This window comes from Mesotoga sp. BH458_6_3_2_1, assembly GCF_003664995.1.
Taxonomy (GTDB): domain Bacteria; phylum Thermotogota; class Thermotogae; order Petrotogales; family Kosmotogaceae; genus Mesotoga.
On the sequence record NZ_JFHL01000017.1, the window covers coordinates 47,997 to 66,783 of the forward strand.

An 18,787-nucleotide genomic window follows, 5' to 3' on the forward strand; every position below is an offset into this window, starting at 1 on the left:
CCTCATCTCTTTATATCATTGAAAATGTTGCCATCTCTGATTTCAACTATTCTGTCTGTCTCTTCTGCGATTCTTCTATCGTGAGTAATTATAACGAACGTTGTTCCGTATTTCTTGTTGAGATCACGCATGAGGCTGAAAACCTTGGCTGAGGTATCGGAGTCGAGATTGCCCGTAGGTTCATCTGCAAGGATAATCTTCGGATTGTTGATAAGGGCCCTTGCTATTGCGGTTCTCTGCTGTTGACCTCCCGACATGTTGGGAGCTAGATTGTCCTTAACCTTGCTTATTTGGACGACATCCATTAGTTCCTTTGCCCTTTCCGTAATTTCCTTCGAGGGTTTCAGGCCCTTGATTCTGTAGGGTAGAATTACGTTTTCGAAAGCAGTGAACTCGGGAAGCAGATAATGAAACTGGAATATAAAGCCGATAGTCTCATTCCTAACGCTTGCGAGTTCATTTTTGTTCATTTTGTTCGTCTGTTTGCCCGAGATCGTTATTTCACCGCTCGTGGGTTGATCCAGTGTGCCCATAATATTCATGAGTGTAGATTTGCCGCTTCCAGACTGTCCGACTATCGAAAGAAACGACGACTCTTCGATTTCGAGATCCACGTCGTGAAGAACTTCTGTCTTCACAACCGTTCCGTAAACCTTTTTTATATCCTTGAGCTCGATTATGTTAGCCATTTCGTATCACCTCAACGGGGCTGAGTTTAGAGGATCTTCTGGCTGGGACCATTGCGGCAATAGTTGAAGCGCCAATTGCAATGAGCGCGGACAACATTACAAACCCATAACTCAGTGAGATTCTGATGATCGGTTCTCCGTCAGTCCCTACGGCAAAAGTGGAGAACATTATTATTAGCAAGATTCCGAATGCAATTCCAACTACTGCACCCACAACACCGAGAGCCAGTCCCTGAAAGAGAAAGACGAAACTTGTCGTGGAATCCTTAAGCCCCATGGCTTTCAGGATTCCGATCTGCCTTGATTTCTGGACTACAGTTATTGCAAGGACACTTGCTATTCCAAGGGAAACGGCTATGATCACGAATACCTGAATCATTATGCTTGAGACGCTCTGCCCGTTCAGTCCGGAGAGAAGATCTTCGTTCTGAGATTTCCAGTTAGTAACCTGCAAAGCAGACGTCGAGAGACGTTCCGAAATGACAGAGGCATTTTCATCAGCTCTGAAGACCTCACTCACCTGCATCTCTATCGATGTGACTGCATCACCAAGTTTCCCAACTGATTGAGCGGTGCCAATCGTTGAGATCAGCCAGTTCTTGTTAAGGCTTGCAACACCCAGATCGAAAACACCGACCACCTTCAGGGTCTCAACTGTTCTATCCGGAGTGAAGATTGTGATTTCTTCTCCAAGGTTCACATCGAGCTCATCCTCAAGACCCTTGCCGATAATGATTTCTCCGTCGCCTTCAGGAAGGCTACCATCAATGAGACGACTATCCGTCTTGTAAATAACGTGTGATTCAGGGAACTGCAGGCCTCGAAGCAGAACAGATAAAGTCCTGTCGCCGCTGCTTATGAAGACAGGAACATCTGCGCTTGCAGAAAGAGCCGTCAGATCGGTTGGCAAATCAATAGAGGCGATTTCCGAAACTATGTTCTGCCACTCTTCCACTCCGTTGTTTTCCGTAGAGGAGACAGTTATTTGTGAAGAGCTTCCAATTGTTGTATCCACCAGGTCTTTTTGAAGCCCCTGGATAAGCGAGCCAATAAATACCTGTACGGAAACACCTATAGCAATTCCCAACACTATGAGAAGAGTTTGTGCCTTGCTAGATGATAGAAAGCGCATCGCAATCGAAAAAGCCAATCTCATTTTACATCACGCTTCCCCAGAGCAAGAATCTCTCTCGGATCTTTCAGGAAGATATCTGCACCGACTTCCTTCCAGTAGTCGGGATTATTTTCGAATGCATTTCCACCTACGACAACTCTCGATTCGCAACCGGCTTCTTTAATTCGTGAAATCATCCTCCGTGTGTTTATGAGGTTGTAGTAGTTTGAAACGCTAATCGCAACGTACAATGGACTCAGTTTCTTCGCAGCCTGAAGGAAGGTGTCTAGCGGGGTGTTTGCTCCGACGAATATGGAATTGTATCCAGCAATAGTGAAGATGTCCGAGATCATTCTAGCTCCGATCTCGTGATACTCTTCGGGCGGACAGAGTACTGCCACCGTCTGATCACTCTTTGATGATCCATTATCCCTTCTTTTCTTCACAATATAGGGGAAACAACACTCCAAGACTGTTCTGACGATCGAGCTTCTAATGTGCTCTTTCCATATGCATAGTCTGTCACCTATATAGTCGCACTCCCAGTGTTTTAGGGCTGGGGCAAGTATATCCAGATACAAGTCAATCACTTCGATGCTTTTCGATTCGAGCCCCTCCACGCAAAGGAGTACGGCTCTTTCCTTATCCTGGGAATCGAGAGCATCGGCAAAACTACTTTTGATGTCGTTCAAAGTACCCTCCTTATTTGAGCGAATCAAGCATTCTTACATCGACTTGATCGAGGACAATGCTTGCTGCTTCGAGATTGGATCTAAGGTGTTCCAGCTTCGATGCCTTTGGGATTACTACTACTCCATCTTTCCCCAGTAGCCATGAGAGCATTATTTGTTGAATGGAAGCCGAGTATTTACTGGCAAGATCCTTGAGCAGTTTTTCGGTTGAGGTCTTCACAGCATTTCTTCTCAGTGGAGAATATGCCGTCACTGTTATTCCCTGATTCTGGCAGTAGGGAAGAAGTTCATTCATTGCGAGTCTGTCGTCGATGTTAAAAAGAACCTGATTGTTGACAATCGGTTCTCGCGAAACGGCAACAGCCTCCTTCAACAGAGACGTATCAAAATTGGATACACCAATGAATCTAACTCTACCGTTCTGGACTTCGTCACTCATAGCTGAAAGCGTTTCTTCAAGAGTAACATCGGGATTAGGCCAGTGAATCAAGTAGAGATCCAGGTAGTCAGTTCTAAGTCTTTGGAGTGTGCCGTCTAGTGCTTCATGGAGTGCGGCTCTCTGCAAATGGCTGGGCCAGACCTTAGATGTAATAAACAACTCCTCTCTACTGAAGATGGATATTGCTTCTCCGATTAGTTCTTCAGTATGGCCTCCACCATAGTATTCAGCCGTATCGATGTGTGTGTAACCCATTTCAATTGCTCTTGAAATAGTCTCAATATGTTCCCTGTCTCTGGATTTGTCGGGGGTATCTCTTCCTCCTACTTCCCAGGTTCCAAGTCCAACAGCAGGAATCTCTGCTCCTCTGCTACCGAGAGTTCTAAATATCATCTTAATCACCCCTGTCTACAAGATTCTACCTTAATAATTCGAAAGATTATAGCTGGTTAAGCATTCCCATCTGTTCTCGGCTAATGCAGGGTAGTTGTGGTTTGAGGTATAATTAAACGAACGGGCTGATCACTCTGCAAAAACAGTTCTTAATGGTCATTCAAAAACGGCTTTTCCAGAAATCAGGATCTACATCTGGTACCTTCCTATGTTAGTTGTTAACGGAATCAGAGAAACCAGACGAAGGAGGGAGCGCCATGTACATTGTGTGCGATTTGAGGTATGCTGTGTCTGAAAGTAGATCCACAGAGGCTTTGAAAATGATACTTGAGACGCTCTCAAAAAAGTTGCTTCTGGGAGCCCAAGGTGACACGCTCAATATGAGAGCCGAGACGGAAGATACTATTGAAGTACAAATCATGGCTCTCAAAGGGTCCTGTTCTTTCGAAGAAGTAGTGCCACGGATCAACGAGTACCTTTCATTGATCTCAAGAGCGCTGGAAACAAGTTTCCCTGATTACAGAGTGGTTAGTTCATACATCTATCCAGATGGTGAAGAAACACCTTATCTACTCTGTTAAAGACATAAAAAGAGGGCCTGTGGCCCTCTTTTTGTTTGGTTGACAAATCAAAAAGATAAAAGTATAATGATTTCGTAGCTAATAATAACGGTTCTAATTATGGAGGTGCTTTATGGAAAAGAGAATTCCATTGATCGGTGAAGATTTTCCAGAAATGAAAGTTAAGACAACTCACGGGGTTGTGACTCTGCCGGAAGCATACAAAGGAAAGTGGTTCGTTCTCTTTAGTCATCCAGGAGATTTCACACCAGTCTGCACTACTGAGTTCGTAGGATTCCAGAAGAGATATGATAAATTCAGAGAACTCAATTGTGAGCTCATCGGCTTGAGTGTTGACCAGGTATTCTCCCACATTAAATGGACTGAATGGATAGAAGAAAAGCTAGGTGTCAAGATTGAATTCCCAATTATTGCAGATGAAATGGGAGAAGTAGGAATGACGCTAGGCTTGATTCACCCAGCGAAGGGTACAAACACAGTCAGGGCAGTGTTCATTGTTGATCCCAAGGGAAAGATAAGAGCAATTCTTTACTATCCGCAAGAACTTGGAAGAAACATGGACGAAATCTTGAGAATGATTAAGGGATTCCAGGTCGCCGATAAGAATGGAGTGGCAATTCCTGCAGATTGGCCCAACAACGAAATTATTGGAGATCACGTAATAATTCCTCCTGCATCAGACGTGAAGACGGCTGAGGAGAGAAAGGGTAAGGAAGGCTGCTACGATTGGTGGTTCTGTCATAAGAGCCTTTGATAGTCCAAATAGCGTACAATACTAGAAGCAAAGCGGGTGCAAGCCCGCTTTGTTTGCAATGTAAGTAACTGTAACTCTTCATCTTAATGAGGAGGTGTTCTCCTACCAGTCGATGATGTTATTCAGCAACTTCCTGTTATCAAATAGATCAATAAAATCTCCGGAGATATATTCCCATATATCGTCTGAAAAGAGATTAATATCTCCAATCGCTACAACCTTTCCTGAACCGACTGAAGCCGCAGCTACAAGCGGAACTACTATAGTAACTTGCTTAGAGAATTCAGTTAACGAAGAACCGCTTCCTGCGACCACACCGGACAAAGATTCAATGGCGGCAACATTTAGAGGGACATATGAGGTTGGTTCAGCATATGCAATTGTTTGAGCCTCTCCGGACGTATTCAAGGTTGCTCCGGCTATCAATACTATCTTACTTAGACCGGCAGTCAAAGGGTGAGCGTTGAATTTGGTAGTTGTGACCCAGATTTCCTCGTTATCATAATTGTTCGTACTGTCATGGAGAAGATTATTGTTGAATTGGATTCCTACTTCGAGATAAGAGGCTATGGCATTAATTGGAGCATTGTCGTAGTACGGATAATACTCTCCCAATAACAACACTTTTCCGCCCCTGCTCAAGAGTGTGGCCAGCCCGCTCATCTCATTGACCGAGTAAGACGATTGTGGTGCTAGAACAAGAGCGATGCCGTACCCTTCAGGAGAGAATCCCGTCTCTGATGAAAGATCAACTGTATACCCCTTATCTTCGAAAGCCTTAATCAGCTTCGACAGTTCGACAGAGGCGTCATCATCGATTCTGTTATTATGGGAGTCATCTATGAGAAGGGTTTTTGGCACTCTTGGGAATGAACCGGGAAAACAGGAAGTCAATATCAAAACGAGAGCAGAGAACATTATCAAGATTGCGATTCTTTTCATTTTATCATCTCCAATCGAAGTCATGGAAGACCTCATTGAATCAAGTATATTCCTCTAATCACTAACTCCAAATGATCTTGGACACTCTTAACTGGTCACAAGAAAGTGAAAGATGATAAACGAAGCTGCCAATGGCGATCAATAGGAACCTTTGGCCGAAGAGCTTACTGTTGTTCACGATTAAATGAATCCAGTAGAGGGAAATTATCTCACTTTATTATCTTTAGTACGGCTTCATTGCAAAAGATAACTATATACTATCTTGTATTTGTGAATGGTATGAACCAATAATCGTAAATAAAAGTGTCTGAAGAGTGATAATCGCAGCTAAGCAATCTTGACGGGTCTTTGGAAAACGTGAAGTTATCTGCTATGATATGGAAGAAAAAAATTTCCTTCGGAGGTGATGACAGTGAAAAAAATTTTCTTTGTGGTATTTCTTGTTTTGATGCTTTCGGTAACAATGACTGGAAAGCTTGTCTATTGGCATACTCAAGAAGAAGAATCAAGGCAGCAGGTTATTTCCCAAATAATCGAGTCGTTCACAATTGAAACTGGAATCGAAGTTGAAGTGGTGGCGATCGAAGAGAATGAGATGTTCTCAAAACTTGCCGCAGCCTCCGCTGCAGATACACTTCCGGATATAATTGAAGCGGGCGCTGAGACTATTCTTGGTCTCGGAGCGGATGGTCTTCTCGATACGGCGATTCCGACTAGATTCATTAATAATGCCGGAGACTTCTACAACGGGGCCACAAGATTCGTTATTACGCCGTCTGGAGATCAGTACTTCGCGGTTCCTTATCATGGATGGGTTCAGGGAATCTGGTACAGAAAAGATTGGTTTGAAGAAGAGGGACTATCTGAACCGACGACGTGGGAAGCAATAATGGAGGCTGCTGAGCACTTCCATGATCCACAGAATGGGATGTATGGAATTGTTCTTGGAAAAACAAACGACGCATATGCCGAACAGGTATTCACGATTTTCGCTTTGTCAAATGGAGCAAGGATTTTTGATAAGGATGGAAATGTTATAGTAAATTCCCCAGAAATGAAGGAAGTGCTTCAGTACTACAAGGACCTAGGCGCATACTCGGCTCCAGGACATACATATTGGCAGCAAGCAAGAGAGCTGTTCCTGGCAGGCAAAACCCCAATGATGTTCTACTCCACTTATGTCATGGACGATCTAGCTCTGGCCGAAATTCAGACTCAGTACATTAGTGATTTTGATCCTGATCTCGTTAGGAACACCGAATTTGCTCCAATGATGACAAATAGTAGATCTTCCTCCTTTGGACAGGTCTTGTCACTTGCCGTTGTTAAGTCTTCCCAGAACAAGCTTGATGTTCTCAAACTCCTCGATTTCATGTTCGAGCCTGACAACTACATTAAGTACATACATATGGCTCCCGGTGGAATGCTTCCAACAAGGTCTTCCACAGCTGAAAGTGAAGAATTCCTCAATGATCCGAAGGGGATTTACAGGAGCTACGGCGCAGAAAAGATCAAGGCAATCATTTATGGAATGGAGAATATTGAGAAGTTCGGTTACGTTGAAGGGAAGGTCTTCCCTGAGATGGGAAAGATATCTGGAGCCTTCACAATTGGAAATGGAATCGTTATGATGTTCGATAACAACGCAACTCCCGATCAAGTTCTGACTTTCTGGAGAGAGGACATAAGAAAGCTGATAGGCAGATAAACATCTGACAGAGAAGGCCCCGGAGCCGGGGCCTTCCTTTTTTGGAGGTAGATTTCATGCAGCAAGTTACCTCTTCCATTTTGAGGAAAGAAAACAGTTTGGGTTGGAAACTGGTATCACCAACGGTTATTCTTTTGATGATACTCATACTGTATCCAGTTGCTTACAACATATACATTTCATTTTTCGACTACGGGATTACGAGTTCCACGTTTGTTGGACTGGAGAACTACATCAGAGTTTTCAAAGATGGTGCATTCTGGAAGTCGTTCTTCATAACTGTTGGATTCACCCTAATAACAGTTTTTGGGAGTATACTGTTGGGTCTTGGAGTTGCACTAATGTTGAACAAAGAGTTCAAGGGAAGAGCAATAGTAAGAACAATCATCTTGCTTCCATACATTACTCCCCTGATCTCGATTGTTTTCTCCTGGAAGTATATCTTTGATCCCAGCTATGGCCCCTTCATGCAGCTTTTTAGTCAGACTCTCGGATGGGTTTCCCCTCAACTCGATCTTCTTAACAACTCAAACAATGCATTCCTCGTAGCATCTATCTTCAACATTTGGCGTAACTTCCCCTTCGTTTACTTGATGCTTTTGTCAAGGCTCCAATCAATTCCCGAGGATTACTACGAGGCAGCGGAGATAGATGGAGCAACAGCTTGGCAGAAGTTTACGAATATCACTCTTCCCGAGCTCTTCTTCGTTATGGGAGCAGTGGCTCTTATGAGAGGAATTTGGAACTTCTACAAGTTCGACGAGGTATATTTGATAAGCAAAAGAGCCGGTACTCTTCCGATATTTATTTATGAAAGGGTTATAGGCACAACTTCACCTGAGTATGGAGTAGCGGCTGCAATTGCAACAATTCTCATGGTCGTCATGCTCGGATTGATAACCGCATACGTCAAGAAGGTGTTGAAATGGTAAAGAAGAAGACACCTTTCAGAAGAATAATGTTTGTTCTTGGAATTCTCACAATCTGTTTCTTTATTCTAATTCCCTTCTATTTCATGGTTCATGTATCTCTTAAAGCAGACTATGATCCAAATAAGCTAACATTTTCCGATTTCACAGTAAGGAACTATCTGGAGATATTTGGGCTCATTCAGAGCAGCGAAACGGAGTTTTTCGGCGACGAGATAATACGAGCGAATCTAGAACCTGTATTGAAGAGGATAGATGAGTTGAAGAAAAGAACAGCCTCGCTTGAAGCATATACTCAATATGTTCGTGACGTTCAGCTGAAGGCTAAAGAGAAAGAACTCAGAGACATCGTAGATCTCGTAATTGACTTCAGCGGACTTGAGGTCGAAAATAGGGAAGAGTTTGTAGAAAACTCCCTAATTCCCGGCACAGAAGAGGCCAAGACCATTGAAGAGAATATGGAGTCAATATTCAGTGTAAACGATATCAAGCGATTTACAGATCTGAGAACTGAGATTGAGAATGCGCTGACGGAGGAATCACTGATTTTCGGTTTCGAAAACGCAAAGGCTCAGCTAAAATCTTACGAAGATCAAAAAACGAAAATTCTAGAAGAAAGGGCAAGCGAATTTCCCTTCCTGAAGTATCTGAGGAACTCTCTGATTTTTGCGGGAACTTCCGCCTTGATAAGTCTCTTCGTTGCGATTCTTGGCGCTTATGCCTTTTCAAGACTTAGATTCAAGGGAAGGGGACCAGTCCAGCGATCGGTTCTTTTCGTGTATCTATTCGGCGGCACCGTAATAATGGTCCCTCTTTATCAGATGGCGGTGAAACTTGGAATCCTTTCCTCTCCTCTAGGGACGGGTATGTATTTGATTATGGTATATGTGATTCAGACTCTTCCGGTCTCCCTTTACATGTTGGGAAATTACTTCAGAACAATACCATTTTCAATTGAGGAAGCGGCAATCATTGATGGGTGTTCCAGAGTGCAGGCGATCTTCAAGATTGTTATTCCGCTCTCTCTTCCAGCAATTGTCACAGTATATATCTATGCCTTTATGATTGGATGGAACGAATACTTGTTTGCATCTGCCTTCCTTGGCCTAAAATCCTATAAGGATCTCTTCACTCTTCCAATTGGGTTGAATGCGTTTTCCGGTTCGGCTCATGCAGTGTGGGGAAGGCTGATGGCAGCTTCAGTAGTTTCGGCAATCCCAATCATATTTATCTTCAGTCTTATGCAGAAGTATCTGACAAGCGGATTTACTGCCGGAGGTGTCAAAGAATAGGAGGTGGAAATATGCCTGGACTGAATCACAAATCATATGACATAGTAATCGGAATACCTAGTTTTAACAACTCGAATACTATCAAATACGTTGTCGAGACAGCAGCAAAAGGTCTTGGTCAGTTTTTCCCATCGTTGAGAGGGTGTATCATCAATTCAGACGGAGGATCGACGGACAATACGGAAAAGGTTTTCTATTCAGCTTCCAGTAATGGAACGGATCTGCTGTCTTTCAGATACCGGGGGATCTCCGGAAAGGGAAGCGCAATGAGATCGATAATGGAGAAAGCCCTCACTCTCGATGCTCAGGCAGTAGTATTTCTCGACTCGGATTTAAGAAGCGTAGAACCTTTTTGGATAGATAGACTTGCCCGGCCGATTTTTGAAAAGAATGCCGCGTACGTTACCCCTTACTACATACGACACAAGTACGACGGAACGATAACCAACAGCATATGCTACCCTCTCACAACGACCCTTTACGGAAAGAAGATAAGACAACCTATTGGAGGAGATTTCGGTGTAGGCAGAGAAATGCTTGACTATTACACCTCCGTATCTGAGGAGACGTGGAAATCCGACGTTTCCAGGTTTGGAATCGATATCTGGATGACCACTTCTGCAATCAATGAGGCGAGAGGGAGTATATACCAGGCAGCTTTAGGTACGAAAATTCATGACGTGAAGGATCCAGGCAAGCAGCTTGGAAATATGTTCAGAGAAGTCGTCGGCACTCTGTTTTCCCTAATGCAGAGGTATGAAGATTTCTGGAGAGCGGTGACAGTTTACTCTGAATCGCCAATCTATGGTGAAGTGGCAGCTGGAGTTCCAGAATCGGTAGAAGTCGATTTGGGGAATATGATTCTCAAGTGTTATGAGGGCATTAAAGAGCAAGAGGCCTTTATTGGGGAGATCCTTGGATCGGGAATTTCTCATGAGCTGTTCCTTCTTGGAAAAGCCAGCGCGATGATTGATGATGATCTATGGGTTAGAATCATATACAGGATTGCTTCAAGATACAGAAATGTTGCACTTAGGAAGAGATTAATTGAGTTGCTCGTTCCTCTTTATTTTGGGAGAGTTGCGAGTTTTGTTTCGAGAACTGAGGAAAAGACTCAAGAGGATGCCGAAAAGGAAACCGACAGACTCCTTGAGAAGTTTGTGAGCGCAAAGGATGAGTTGATGTCAATATGGGAGAAGAGTTCAGAATAACAGAGAAACTCAAAGCGATGATAAAAGGATTAAATCCAGCTGAGAAGAAGGCTGCGAAGTACATTATCGATTTTCCGGATGATGTGATTCACCATTCAATTAGCGAGCTTTCAGTACTTGCCGGGACCAGTGAGACCACTATCTTCAGATTATCAAAAAAGTTGAGTTTCAATGGCTACCAGGCTTTCAAGATCCAACTGGCAAGAGAGCTTTCGAGTGAAACTCCATCGATTTCTGCCGACAAGAACAAGTTAATTTCAGATCTTATTGAAGCACTGAATCAGCAGAATCATCTAATTGACGAAGTCCAGCTTGACAGAATCGCAAGTAGAATTGTGAAGGCAAGCAGGCTAATATTCTTCGGAGTGGCTTCTAGCGGAATAGTGGCGGAATTTGGAGCCACTCTCTTCATGAGGGCGGGCTTTTCAACAGCTTTCTATACTGATCCTCATTTACAAATAATGACGGCCGTTTCTTTGAACAAAGGCGACATTGTTTTTGGGATTTCTGCCAGCGGAAATATCAGAGATACGGTCAAGTCAATCGAAGTAGCCTCTGATTCTGGAGCATATACTGTAGCGATTACGGGTGGGATCGGATCAAGAATTGTCAGCGTTTCTACTGAGACGGTCTATGTTGCCCAGGGAGGGCATGAGACTGGGATACCACTTCTTCAACCAAGAGTATGCCAGCTTGCTGTGATTCAACTCTTGCTCGAGAAGTCGATAAGGCTTCGAAACGGAACAATGCAGACACTGGAAAAAGTCGATAGAACACTTGATAAGAAGAGATACATCTGAACTAGTTATTATGAGGAGTGTCGTTTTGTAGTAGGTGAAGAATTGGTTTGTACGGACTACGAATTGCAGATATTAGTAGATCTGACTTGCGTAGCAGGCACTAGATTTAATTTACGAACTGTTGAAGGTACTGCTTTTCGGGAATTTGTGGAGTTCTACCCAAAAGAAAAGCCCTTTCTGAAAACGGTGAGACAAGACTCTACTACGTCGGCATGATAAAGAGATCCACTGTTCTTCACGATTTCAGCAAGAGCAAACTTCACTCCGTGGGTGGTCCTGTAGGGTCTATAGAAGCTCATTGCTGAAACTACCTCTGATACTGCAAGAATACATCCTTCAAGACTTATTTCCGAGCCAGTTAAACCATTTGGATATCCCGAGCCGTCCATCCTTTCGTGATGTTGAAGAATCGCATTTGAGACTTTGTCCGGAAATGGAACGCCTTTGGTAAGTTCGAATCCGGTTCTTGGATGTTCTTGAAGAAGCTTCCACTCAAAACTTTGGAGAGGGCCTGGCCTGCTAATCATATCAAGAAACAGTGAAATCATGCCAACATCGTGAATCTTTCCTGCCATTTCTATACAGGTTTTTGTAAAGGAGTCAAGACCCATCTCATCGGCTATAGCCACCGCAAGCCTTGAGACATTATCCTCATGTGCTTCCACATAGATGCTCTTGATTTTGAACATCTGTAGCAGCGAATCGGCGGTCCCCCTGCAGATATCAAGACGGCTGGCAATATCGAACCCTATAGCTCTATCAGGAGCGGTGCAGTAATCATCATTCATTGAAAACTCCCCCATTCGATAAACGTATGGATGAAGCCTAGAGATCTCAAGAACATTCTTTCGGTCCATTCTTGCTGTATCGTATAGACAGGTTGCCCCCAATGGTAATTCTTCGACCAAGTCATTGACGGATGCTTCGTACTCAAGAAGCCTTTCAATCCTTGCTCCCGATTCGAGGATCGGAGTGCCAGTTCCTGCCACGTAAAGGCCTTCGAATCCTTCTTTTAGAGCATTCATTACCGCCTTTTCAAGAAACATGATAGAGCCATTTGGATCGAAAGTCCCTTGTCTTAGGTACGATTGAGTTGTTTCCACAAGTTCCAAAGACTTCGCTTCCAGCAATTCGTCGATACTGCTTTCTCTGTCAAGAAGGGTTTTCTTCAAAACTCTGAATTCCGATTCGGCCCCCAGACAGAGGATCTTGACGTTATTCGACAGACCTTCGCCCAAAATGGAGTCAAGCACAACTCTGAAGGCTTCATTGTTGTTATATAAAGCAATACTGTGAGATCCGAATTTCATTAGCAACAACTCCAATAATGAGTTCGAATTTGGTCTGAATGAACACTTTCCTAAATTATAGCATGTGCAAAATCCGTCTAAGCAACACACTTGTTTGAGGAAATCACCGAGAGACCTTCTGCAAGGACTATTAGTCGGTTGCACGTGGAAAATCAGAAATCTTGAAGTCTTGAAGACTATACACTTACATGTTCTTGGGAAAAGTGATGGTTACAGTTGTTCCCATCATATATCTTGACCTGACGTCTATCGTTCCATTAATTAGATTTAGAGCGTGCTTGACCAGAGATAGCCCCAGTCCAAGACCAGACGATCCCGATGTCCTCGCGTTGCTCGCTCGATAGAATCTTTCGAATATTCTGGGGAGTTCGTCGCTCTTAATGCCTATTCCATAATCCTTAACGGAGATGTAGATATTAGACTCTTCTTCACGAGAAACCACGTTAATTGTATCCCCAACACTCGAATACTTGACAGCATTCGAGATGAGGTTGGATATTACTCTGAAAAGGAGCATAGAGTCAACGGCCGCGTAAGTATCCGGCGACACAGTTGTGATGATCTCGAGTCTCTTCCGATTCCATTTGGCTTGAAGGTCGCCTATGGCTTCATCTACAAGCTCTCTTAGATTTACTGTTTCGACTTTCACTCTGTAGTTCTGCAGTTCGAGGTTAGATAGTATGCCAAGCTCTTCGACGAGTCTTGAAAGTCTTCCTGTTGATCTGGATATTCTATCGATTGTCTCAGAGACATCGGTGGGCAGTTCACTGTTCCTGTCCATAAGCAGCTGGACGTAGCCGTTTATTACTGCTAGCGGTGTCGAAAATTCATGAACGATTGAATTGACGAAATCCATCTTGGCACTCTCGAACAGCTTCTCGCTTGTGATATTTTTAGCAATTATATATGGTGGAGAGACCTTTATTCTTAAATAGTGAGTGATCTCGTCTCTTACAAAAACAGTATCTGTACTATGATGAAGCCCTGAGATGAGACTATCGACGATCTTCGAAATGCCTTGAACATGAAGAGCGTCCGGGAGAGCCAACCCTTCAATTTCGCCCAACATTTTTTTCGCAGATGAGTTCGCGTATGAAATCACAAGGCCCTCATCGACTATCATGATCCCCTCGCTTAGCTCATCGAGCAACGATTTGTTCACTTCTGTTCTCCAAGGACAAATTTGTAGCCAACGCCTCTCACTGTTTTTATAAAACCTTCTCCAACCTTCTCCCTCAATTTGCTTATATGAACATCCACCGTTCTGAAGTCTCCAAAGAAATCAATTCCCCATACTTTGTCCAGCAACTCTTCTCTAGTGAAGACTCTCGCAGGGTTTTCTGCGAGTAACTTAAGCAATTCGAATTCTCGCCTCGTCAGCTCTTCTGACTTTCCATTTCTGGTCACTGTATACGATTTTAAATTCACAATCGCATCGCCTATCGTCAACGTTTCTTCAAGAGTGCCAGATATCTCGCTTCTTCTCATTACAGCTTTGATTCTTGCTACCAAAGCTCTTGGGTTAAAAGGTTTAGTGACATAATCATCTGCGCCAAGCTCAAGTCCGAGAATCATGTCGAGGTCAGATTTTCTTGCGGTCAAGAATATTATTGGAATTCTGGAATACTTCATCCGGATTTTCTTAACCAGGTCAAGACCATTTGCGTCTGGCAGCATAATGTCGAGAAGTATGACGTCTGGTTTTCCCGCGCGCAGAACCGTCCAAAGCTCTTCTGCATTTGCAGCGGCTGAAGTCTCCATGCTTTCGCTCTCACAAGCCGTCCTGACAATATTCAGAATATCGAGATCGTCATCAACAATCAATACCTTCAACGTCGCATTTCCTCCTTAAGACTCTCACCCTTTTCTATGTAGTAGATCTCTTCAGCAATATTCGTCGCGTGGTCGCCGGCTCTTTCCAGAAACCTTGATACTAGCAGGAGGTCAAGAAGCTGACCAATTGCGCCGGAGTCAGACATGCTTATCAACTTGTCTCTCACTTCACTCTTGATATACAGATAGTATTCATCAACCTTACTGTCCTCATTCCACACTCTCTTGGCTGCTTCCGTATCCTTGTTGTAATAAGCATCAATTACCTCTTCCAACATCTTTTCCACAACGGCAGTCATCTTCTTTATGTGTATGAGGGGCTTGACCAAAGTCTGGTTCTCGTATCTAACTGCGACTTCAGCAATGTTTACAGCAAGATCGCCAATTCTTTCGAGATCAGTAGCCAACTTCATCATTGTCAGAACATACCTGAGGTCTTCTGCCAGAGGCTGAAATCGGCCAATGTAATTGCAGATTTCCGTATCCATTTTTCTCTGCAAGTCGTCAATAACTTCATCATTTTCGATAACAGTTCTTGCAAGGTCGCCATCAAGTCTGTCCAGCGCATCGATGGCTCTCTGAATACTAGATCTTACGTTCTCCATCATGTCTGAAAGCATTGATTTGAGCCTGTTGAAGCCTGCTTCAAGATGTCTTTGTCTCTCTGGTGTCATCAGAACCAACTCCCGTCAACTAAAGATTCCTCTCAGATAGTCGCTTGTCCTTTGATCCTTGGGATTTGAAGTAATCTTTTCCGTCGTATCAAACTCTACTAACTCTCCAACATAAAAGAACATAACATAATCCGAGATCCTCAGCGCCTGCTGCAAATTATGGGTTACTATAACAATAGTATACTTTTCAGAGAGTTCTTCTATTAACGTTTCTATTCTCTGAGTAGCAATAGGGTCAAGAGCACTCGTCGGCTCGTCCAAAAGGAGGACGTCGGGTTCTACAGAAAGAGCCCTTGCTATGCAGAGTCTTTGTTGCTGACCTCCCGACAGATTTGTTGCATTCTTCTTCAGTTCATCTTTGACTTCGTCCCATAGAGCAGCTTGTCTTAGTGATTTCTCGGTTATTTCACGCAGAACTTGGCGGTTCTTTATGCCATGAATTCTTGGCCCATAAGTGACGTTTTCCTGTATTGTCTTTGGAAAAGGGTTTGGCTTCTGAAATACCATCCCGATATGCTTCCTGAGTAATACAGGATCCATGTCGAGAATTTCATTGCCTAAGAGCTTGACAGAACCGGTATGCCTGTATGAAGGAATTAAGTCATTCATTCGGTTTAAAACTTTCAGAAAGGTCGATTTTCCACAGCCTGATGGACCTACCACTGCAGTTACCTTTCTCTGAGGTATATCACAGGTGACTTCTTTAAGAGCATGCTTCTCGCCATAGAAGACATTTAGGTTTTCTATCTTGAATATTGGTTCAGTCATCTCATCCCTCCATCTTCCGAGATTCCCTTCTTCTTCTGATTGCAACCGACATGAACAGTGCCACTACGATGATCAAGAGAACGGATATGCTTCCCTCCAACTTTGGAGTTACATTGTCAGGATATATAGCGGATAGCACGAAAATATGAGTAGGAAGAGCCATCGCCGGTTCAAAAGGACTAGTAGGATTCCTGGTTATATAAAATGCAGCTCCTGTGAAAAGCAACGGCGCGGTCTCACCAATTATTCTTCCAATTGCTATGATTACTCCGGTAAGTATTCTTGAAGAGGATGCCGGTATAACAATTTTGAAGGTTGTTTCAGCTTTGTTGGCACCCAAGGCCATTGATGCTTCTCTATATGATTTCGGAACTGCTACAAGACTCTCATGAGTATTGGAAATTATGTACGGAAGGGACATAATTCCGAGTGTCAGGCCTCCTGAAATAACTGAAGTTCCGAATCCAAATGTGATTGAGAAAAGTGATAAACCGAACATTCCAAAGACGACTGAAGGTATTCCTGCAAGAATATTGTTTGCCGTCAGCACTAGACGTTGCAGACGATTCTCTTTACTATATTCACTAAGGTATACTGCTGCGAGAATCCCAACGGGTACCGAGAAAAGAAGAGCTATCAACAGGAAATAGGCAGTCCCCAATATTGAAGGCCAGATTCCACCCTCAGTCATTGAGTTTCTTGGAAATGAAGTCAGAAACTCAAGGTTTATATCATCCAGACCTGATAATATGAGGAACCCGACGATCAGAAGAATTATGGCCACCAGAAGATAGGATATGATTCCAAAAACTATCTTCGCAATTCGATCAATTGTCATCTTTTCATTCCTCTCTTCAAGCGCATTGCTGTAACTGTGAAGATAAGAGAAATCGTCAGAAGGACTACTCCTATCATGAAGAGGGCGAAGTAATGAGTACTTGCAAGCTCCACTTCTCCCATTTCACCTGCTATTGCAGCTGTTAGGGGTCTTACCGGATCGAAGATCGATTGTGGAATCATGGTTGCACCCCCTGCAATCATTAAAACCACCATCGTCTCTCCAATTATTCTATTCGTTCCAAGAATGATTGCGTTGAGAATTCCACTTCTGGCCTGTGGAATTAGTACCCTGAAAAGAGTTGAGGTCATATTGGCACCGAGCGCCAGAGAGGCTTCTTTCTGATCTACTGGAACGGCCTTCAACGCATCTTCAATCAGCGTGACGAAATAAGGCATTGCAAGAACAGAAAGCATCAAAGAGGCGTTTAGAATATTCAGTCCGGTCCACACTTTCATCGGAAATAGTTCCATCAACCATCTTGATATATACTTCAGACCGAAACTTCCCAGTACTACAGAAGGTATTCCTGCCGTAAGCTCAAAAACGTACTTCAGGAAATCGTGAGTCTTCCTGTTACTGAACTCTGCAAGGAAAATTGCGGATATGAACCCCAGCGGAATAGAGACAAGCAAGGTAAGTCCTGTGACTGCAAGAGTCCCTGACAGGAGAGCGAGGATGCCATACTCGGCATCCTCGTATGTTGGGTACCAGCGAGTACTGAGGAAAAAGTCTTTTAATGATATCTTTCCAAAGACTTTTACGCCGTCAGATATTAGAAAGAAGAATATTCCGAACAGAATAACCATTGTTAGTAGGGCAGCGACAGTTACTGACAGTCTTGAGAAAAGGTCAATTCTCTTCCTACTCAACTCGCTTCATCCGTTCCTACTTCATACCGTAAGCGTTTACATAGCCCACACTGAGAACCGCTGACTGACCTTCCGGAGAGAGAGCGAATCTCAGAAATTCACCTATGATACCTGTAGGCAACCCATCGGTTGCGTCAACAAACATGAATAGTGGCCTAGATATTGGGTATGCACCGGAGTTTACGTTAGCCACGGTTGGTTCGATATTTTCTACTGTAAGAGCTTTTACGTCTTCGGTAATGTATCCCATTCCGATATAACCAATGGCATAGCGATTTTGCATAACCTGTTCAACTTCTGCTCTCGTCGATGCAAGCTGCTGAACCTGCGGCGCTAACTTTTCGCCCTTCATCACGTGCTCAACGAAGTACTCGAATGTTCCTGATGCATTGTCCCTGGACATGGGTACGATTCGCACTTTCGGCAGCGAGGAATCGATCTGATTCCATGTGGTGACCTTTCCCGAGTAAATATCGTAAAGCTGTTGAACGGTTATGTTTTCAATCTCAAGAGACTTGTTGACGACAATTGCTATCCCATCGTAAGCAACGATGAATGGGATGAAGTACTTACCATCTTGATTCATCTGTTCGATCTCAGAAGTCTTGATCCATCTACTGGAATTTGCGATGTCCGTCTGTCCGTTGAACAGGGCTTTGATACCGGTTGAAGACCCCGCACCCTCAATCGATATTTCAACATCTGGATTGATTTCTTTGTAAGCTTCGGCCCATAACTGGGCGACAGGATACACAGTGTTGGAGCCCTTAATAACGAGTGTAGAACCGAGTGTCGTTCCAACTAATATGAGTAGAACAACTACAATGCCAAAACTCTTCAAAATTACACCTCCTAAAGTTTTTTCCACAGTTCGTTTATACACGGAAGGTGTTATTGGGGTTTTATTCCATTATTAGGAGTTTCGCTGATTGTTGAAGAGCAATACGA

Annotated in this window: 20 protein-coding genes; 7 read left to right on the plus strand and 13 right to left on the minus strand. The window is 43.5% G+C overall.

Features of this window, described 5'->3' with window-relative positions:
* Window positions 1-2: 2 nt before the first annotated feature.
* Genes Y697_RS08720 through Y697_RS08735 form a run of 4 tightly spaced genes read right to left on the minus strand, consistent with a single transcriptional unit; the run spans window position 3 to window position 3,327 of the window.
* A complete protein-coding gene (locus Y697_RS08720; RefSeq protein ID WP_121551242.1) occupies window positions 3-689 on the minus strand; it encodes an ABC transporter ATP-binding protein in 687 nt (228 codons plus the stop codon).
* Window positions 682-1,845 (minus strand): FtsX-like permease family protein, encoded by a 1,164-nt coding sequence (locus tag Y697_RS08725; RefSeq protein WP_121551243.1) that lies wholly within the window; start codon window positions 1,843-1,845, stop codon window positions 682-684. Before Y697_RS08725 ends, Y697_RS08720 begins: the two co-directional genes overlap by 8 nt.
* Window positions 1,842-2,495 (minus strand): B12-binding domain-containing protein, encoded by a 654-nt coding sequence (locus Y697_RS08730; RefSeq protein ID WP_121551244.1) that lies wholly within the window; start codon window positions 2,493-2,495, stop codon window positions 1,842-1,844. The genes Y697_RS08725 and Y697_RS08730 overlap by 4 nt, the downstream gene beginning before the upstream one ends.
* Window positions 2,496-2,505: 10 nt before the next feature.
* A complete protein-coding gene (locus tag Y697_RS08735; protein WP_121551245.1) occupies window positions 2,506-3,327 on the minus strand; it encodes an aldo/keto reductase in 822 nt (273 codons plus the stop codon).
* Between the two features lie 257 nt (window positions 3,328-3,584).
* On the opposite strand from Y697_RS08735, the gene Y697_RS08740 reads away from it, so the two are divergent.
* Both Y697_RS08740 and Y697_RS08745 read left to right on the plus strand, forming a co-directional pair.
* Window positions 3,585-3,908: a hypothetical protein gene (locus Y697_RS08740; protein ID WP_121551246.1), complete on the plus strand. Its 324-nt coding sequence runs from the start codon at window positions 3,585-3,587 to the stop codon at window positions 3,906-3,908.
* Window positions 3,909-4,020: 112 nt separating this feature from the next.
* Window positions 4,021-4,662 carry a peroxiredoxin gene (locus Y697_RS08745; protein WP_121551247.1) on the plus strand — a complete coding sequence of 214 codons (642 nt, stop codon included), beginning with the start codon at window positions 4,021-4,023 and terminating at the stop codon, window positions 4,660-4,662.
* Between the two features lie 102 nt (window positions 4,663-4,764).
* Here the strand turns inward: Y697_RS08745 and Y697_RS08750 are convergent, their stop codons facing one another.
* Window positions 4,765-5,604, minus strand: a complete 840-nt coding sequence (locus tag Y697_RS08750) for a hypothetical protein (RefSeq protein ID WP_147433194.1) — start codon at window positions 5,602-5,604, stop codon at window positions 4,765-4,767.
* 406 nt (window positions 5,605-6,010) lie between these two features.
* Here Y697_RS08750 and Y697_RS08755 point away from each other — a divergent pair, with 406 nt between their 5' ends.
* From Y697_RS08755 to Y697_RS08775, 5 genes are read left to right on the plus strand one after another with little or no spacing between them, the layout of a single operon-like run.
* Window positions 6,011-7,312: an ABC transporter substrate-binding protein gene (locus Y697_RS08755; RefSeq protein WP_259462413.1), complete on the plus strand. Its 1,302-nt coding sequence runs from the start codon at window positions 6,011-6,013 to the stop codon at window positions 7,310-7,312.
* A gap of 56 nt (window positions 7,313-7,368) precedes the next feature.
* Window positions 7,369-8,244 (plus strand): carbohydrate ABC transporter permease, encoded by an 876-nt coding sequence (locus Y697_RS08760; RefSeq protein WP_121551250.1) that lies wholly within the window; start codon window positions 7,369-7,371, stop codon window positions 8,242-8,244.
* Window positions 8,238-9,533: a carbohydrate ABC transporter permease gene (locus tag Y697_RS08765; protein WP_121551251.1), complete on the plus strand. Its 1,296-nt coding sequence runs from the start codon at window positions 8,238-8,240 to the stop codon at window positions 9,531-9,533. The genes Y697_RS08760 and Y697_RS08765 overlap by 7 nt, the downstream gene beginning before the upstream one ends.
* An 11-nt stretch (window positions 9,534-9,544) precedes the next feature.
* The gene (locus tag Y697_RS08770; RefSeq protein WP_121551252.1) at window positions 9,545-10,744 is read left to right on the plus strand and encodes a glycosyltransferase; all 1,200 of its coding nucleotides are present in this window, start codon (window positions 9,545-9,547) and stop codon (window positions 10,742-10,744) included.
* Window positions 10,723-11,544: a MurR/RpiR family transcriptional regulator gene (locus tag Y697_RS08775; protein WP_121551253.1), complete on the plus strand. Its 822-nt coding sequence runs from the start codon at window positions 10,723-10,725 to the stop codon at window positions 11,542-11,544. Before Y697_RS08770 ends, Y697_RS08775 begins: the two co-directional genes overlap by 22 nt.
* A 155-nt stretch (window positions 11,545-11,699) precedes the next feature.
* Here the strand turns inward: Y697_RS08775 and Y697_RS08780 are convergent, their stop codons facing one another.
* From Y697_RS08780 to Y697_RS08815, 8 genes are all read right to left on the minus strand, one after another.
* The gene (locus Y697_RS08780) at window positions 11,700-12,854 is read right to left on the minus strand and encodes an MEDS domain-containing protein (protein ID WP_121551254.1); all 1,155 of its coding nucleotides are present in this window, start codon (window positions 12,852-12,854) and stop codon (window positions 11,700-11,702) included.
* A 184-nt stretch (window positions 12,855-13,038) separates the two neighbouring features.
* Entirely contained in the window at window positions 13,039-14,016 is a 978-nt protein-coding gene (locus Y697_RS08785) for a cell wall metabolism sensor histidine kinase WalK (RefSeq protein ID WP_121551255.1), read from the minus strand.
* Entirely contained in the window at window positions 14,013-14,687 is a 675-nt protein-coding gene (locus tag Y697_RS08790; RefSeq protein ID WP_121551256.1) for a response regulator transcription factor, read from the minus strand. Before Y697_RS08790 ends, Y697_RS08785 begins: the two co-directional genes overlap by 4 nt.
* The gene (phoU, locus tag Y697_RS08795) at window positions 14,684-15,361 is read right to left on the minus strand and encodes a phosphate signaling complex protein PhoU (RefSeq protein ID WP_121551257.1); all 678 of its coding nucleotides are present in this window, start codon (window positions 15,359-15,361) and stop codon (window positions 14,684-14,686) included. Before phoU ends, Y697_RS08790 begins: the two co-directional genes overlap by 4 nt.
* 15 nt (window positions 15,362-15,376) lie before the next feature.
* Entirely contained in the window at window positions 15,377-16,129 is a 753-nt protein-coding gene (gene pstB / locus Y697_RS08800; protein WP_121551258.1) for a phosphate ABC transporter ATP-binding protein PstB, read from the minus strand.
* A gap of 1 nt (window position 16,130) precedes the next feature.
* A complete protein-coding gene (gene pstA, locus Y697_RS08805; protein WP_121551259.1) occupies window positions 16,131-16,967 on the minus strand; it encodes a phosphate ABC transporter permease PstA in 837 nt (278 codons plus the stop codon).
* Window positions 16,964-17,839 carry a phosphate ABC transporter permease subunit PstC gene (gene pstC, locus Y697_RS08810; protein WP_121551260.1) on the minus strand — a complete coding sequence of 292 codons (876 nt, stop codon included), beginning with the start codon at window positions 17,837-17,839 and terminating at the stop codon, window positions 16,964-16,966. Before pstC ends, pstA begins: the two co-directional genes overlap by 4 nt.
* 16 nt (window positions 17,840-17,855) lie before the next feature.
* On the minus strand, window positions 17,856-18,680 hold the full coding sequence (locus Y697_RS08815) for a PstS family phosphate ABC transporter substrate-binding protein (RefSeq protein WP_121551261.1): 825 nt from the start codon (window positions 18,678-18,680) through the stop codon (window positions 17,856-17,858).
* Window positions 18,681-18,787: the final 107 nt, after the last annotated feature.

What these genes read in the sequence shown, in the direction of transcription:
- Y697_RS08720 (WP_121551242.1), bottom strand. Translation starts at nt 689, where the DNA reads ATGGCTAACATAATCGAGCTCAAGGATATAAAAAAGGTTTACGGAACG.
- Y697_RS08725 (WP_121551243.1), bottom strand. Translation starts at nt 1,845, where the DNA reads ATGAGATTGGCTTTTTCGATTGCGATGCGCTTTCTATCATCTAGCAAG.
- Y697_RS08735 (WP_121551245.1), bottom strand. Translation starts at nt 3,327, where the DNA reads ATGATATTTAGAACTCTCGGTAGCAGAGGAGCAGAGATTCCTGCTGTT.
- Y697_RS08740 (WP_121551246.1), top strand. Translation starts at nt 3,585, where the DNA reads ATGTACATTGTGTGCGATTTGAGGTATGCTGTGTCTGAAAGTAGATCC.
- Y697_RS08745 (WP_121551247.1), top strand. Translation starts at nt 4,021, where the DNA reads ATGGAAAAGAGAATTCCATTGATCGGTGAAGATTTTCCAGAAATGAAA.
- Y697_RS08750 (WP_147433194.1), bottom strand. Translation starts at nt 5,604, where the DNA reads ATGAAAAGAATCGCAATCTTGATAATGTTCTCTGCTCTCGTTTTGATA.
- Y697_RS08755 (WP_259462413.1), top strand. Translation starts at nt 6,011, where the DNA reads ATGACAGTGAAAAAAATTTTCTTTGTGGTATTTCTTGTTTTGATGCTT.
- Y697_RS08760 (WP_121551250.1), top strand. Translation starts at nt 7,369, where the DNA reads ATGCAGCAAGTTACCTCTTCCATTTTGAGGAAAGAAAACAGTTTGGGT.
- Y697_RS08765 (WP_121551251.1), top strand. Translation starts at nt 8,238, where the DNA reads ATGGTAAAGAAGAAGACACCTTTCAGAAGAATAATGTTTGTTCTTGGA.
- Y697_RS08770 (WP_121551252.1), top strand. Translation starts at nt 9,545, where the DNA reads ATGCCTGGACTGAATCACAAATCATATGACATAGTAATCGGAATACCT.
- Y697_RS08775 (WP_121551253.1), top strand. Translation starts at nt 10,723, where the DNA reads ATGGGAGAAGAGTTCAGAATAACAGAGAAACTCAAAGCGATGATAAAA.
- Y697_RS08780 (WP_121551254.1), bottom strand. Translation starts at nt 12,854, where the DNA reads ATGAAATTCGGATCTCACAGTATTGCTTTATATAACAACAATGAAGCC.
- phoU (WP_121551257.1), bottom strand. Translation starts at nt 15,361, where the DNA reads ATGACACCAGAGAGACAAAGACATCTTGAAGCAGGCTTCAACAGGCTC.
- pstB (WP_121551258.1), bottom strand. Translation starts at nt 16,129, where the DNA reads ATGACTGAACCAATATTCAAGATAGAAAACCTAAATGTCTTCTATGGC.
- pstA (WP_121551259.1), bottom strand. Translation starts at nt 16,967, where the DNA reads ATGACAATTGATCGAATTGCGAAGATAGTTTTTGGAATCATATCCTAT.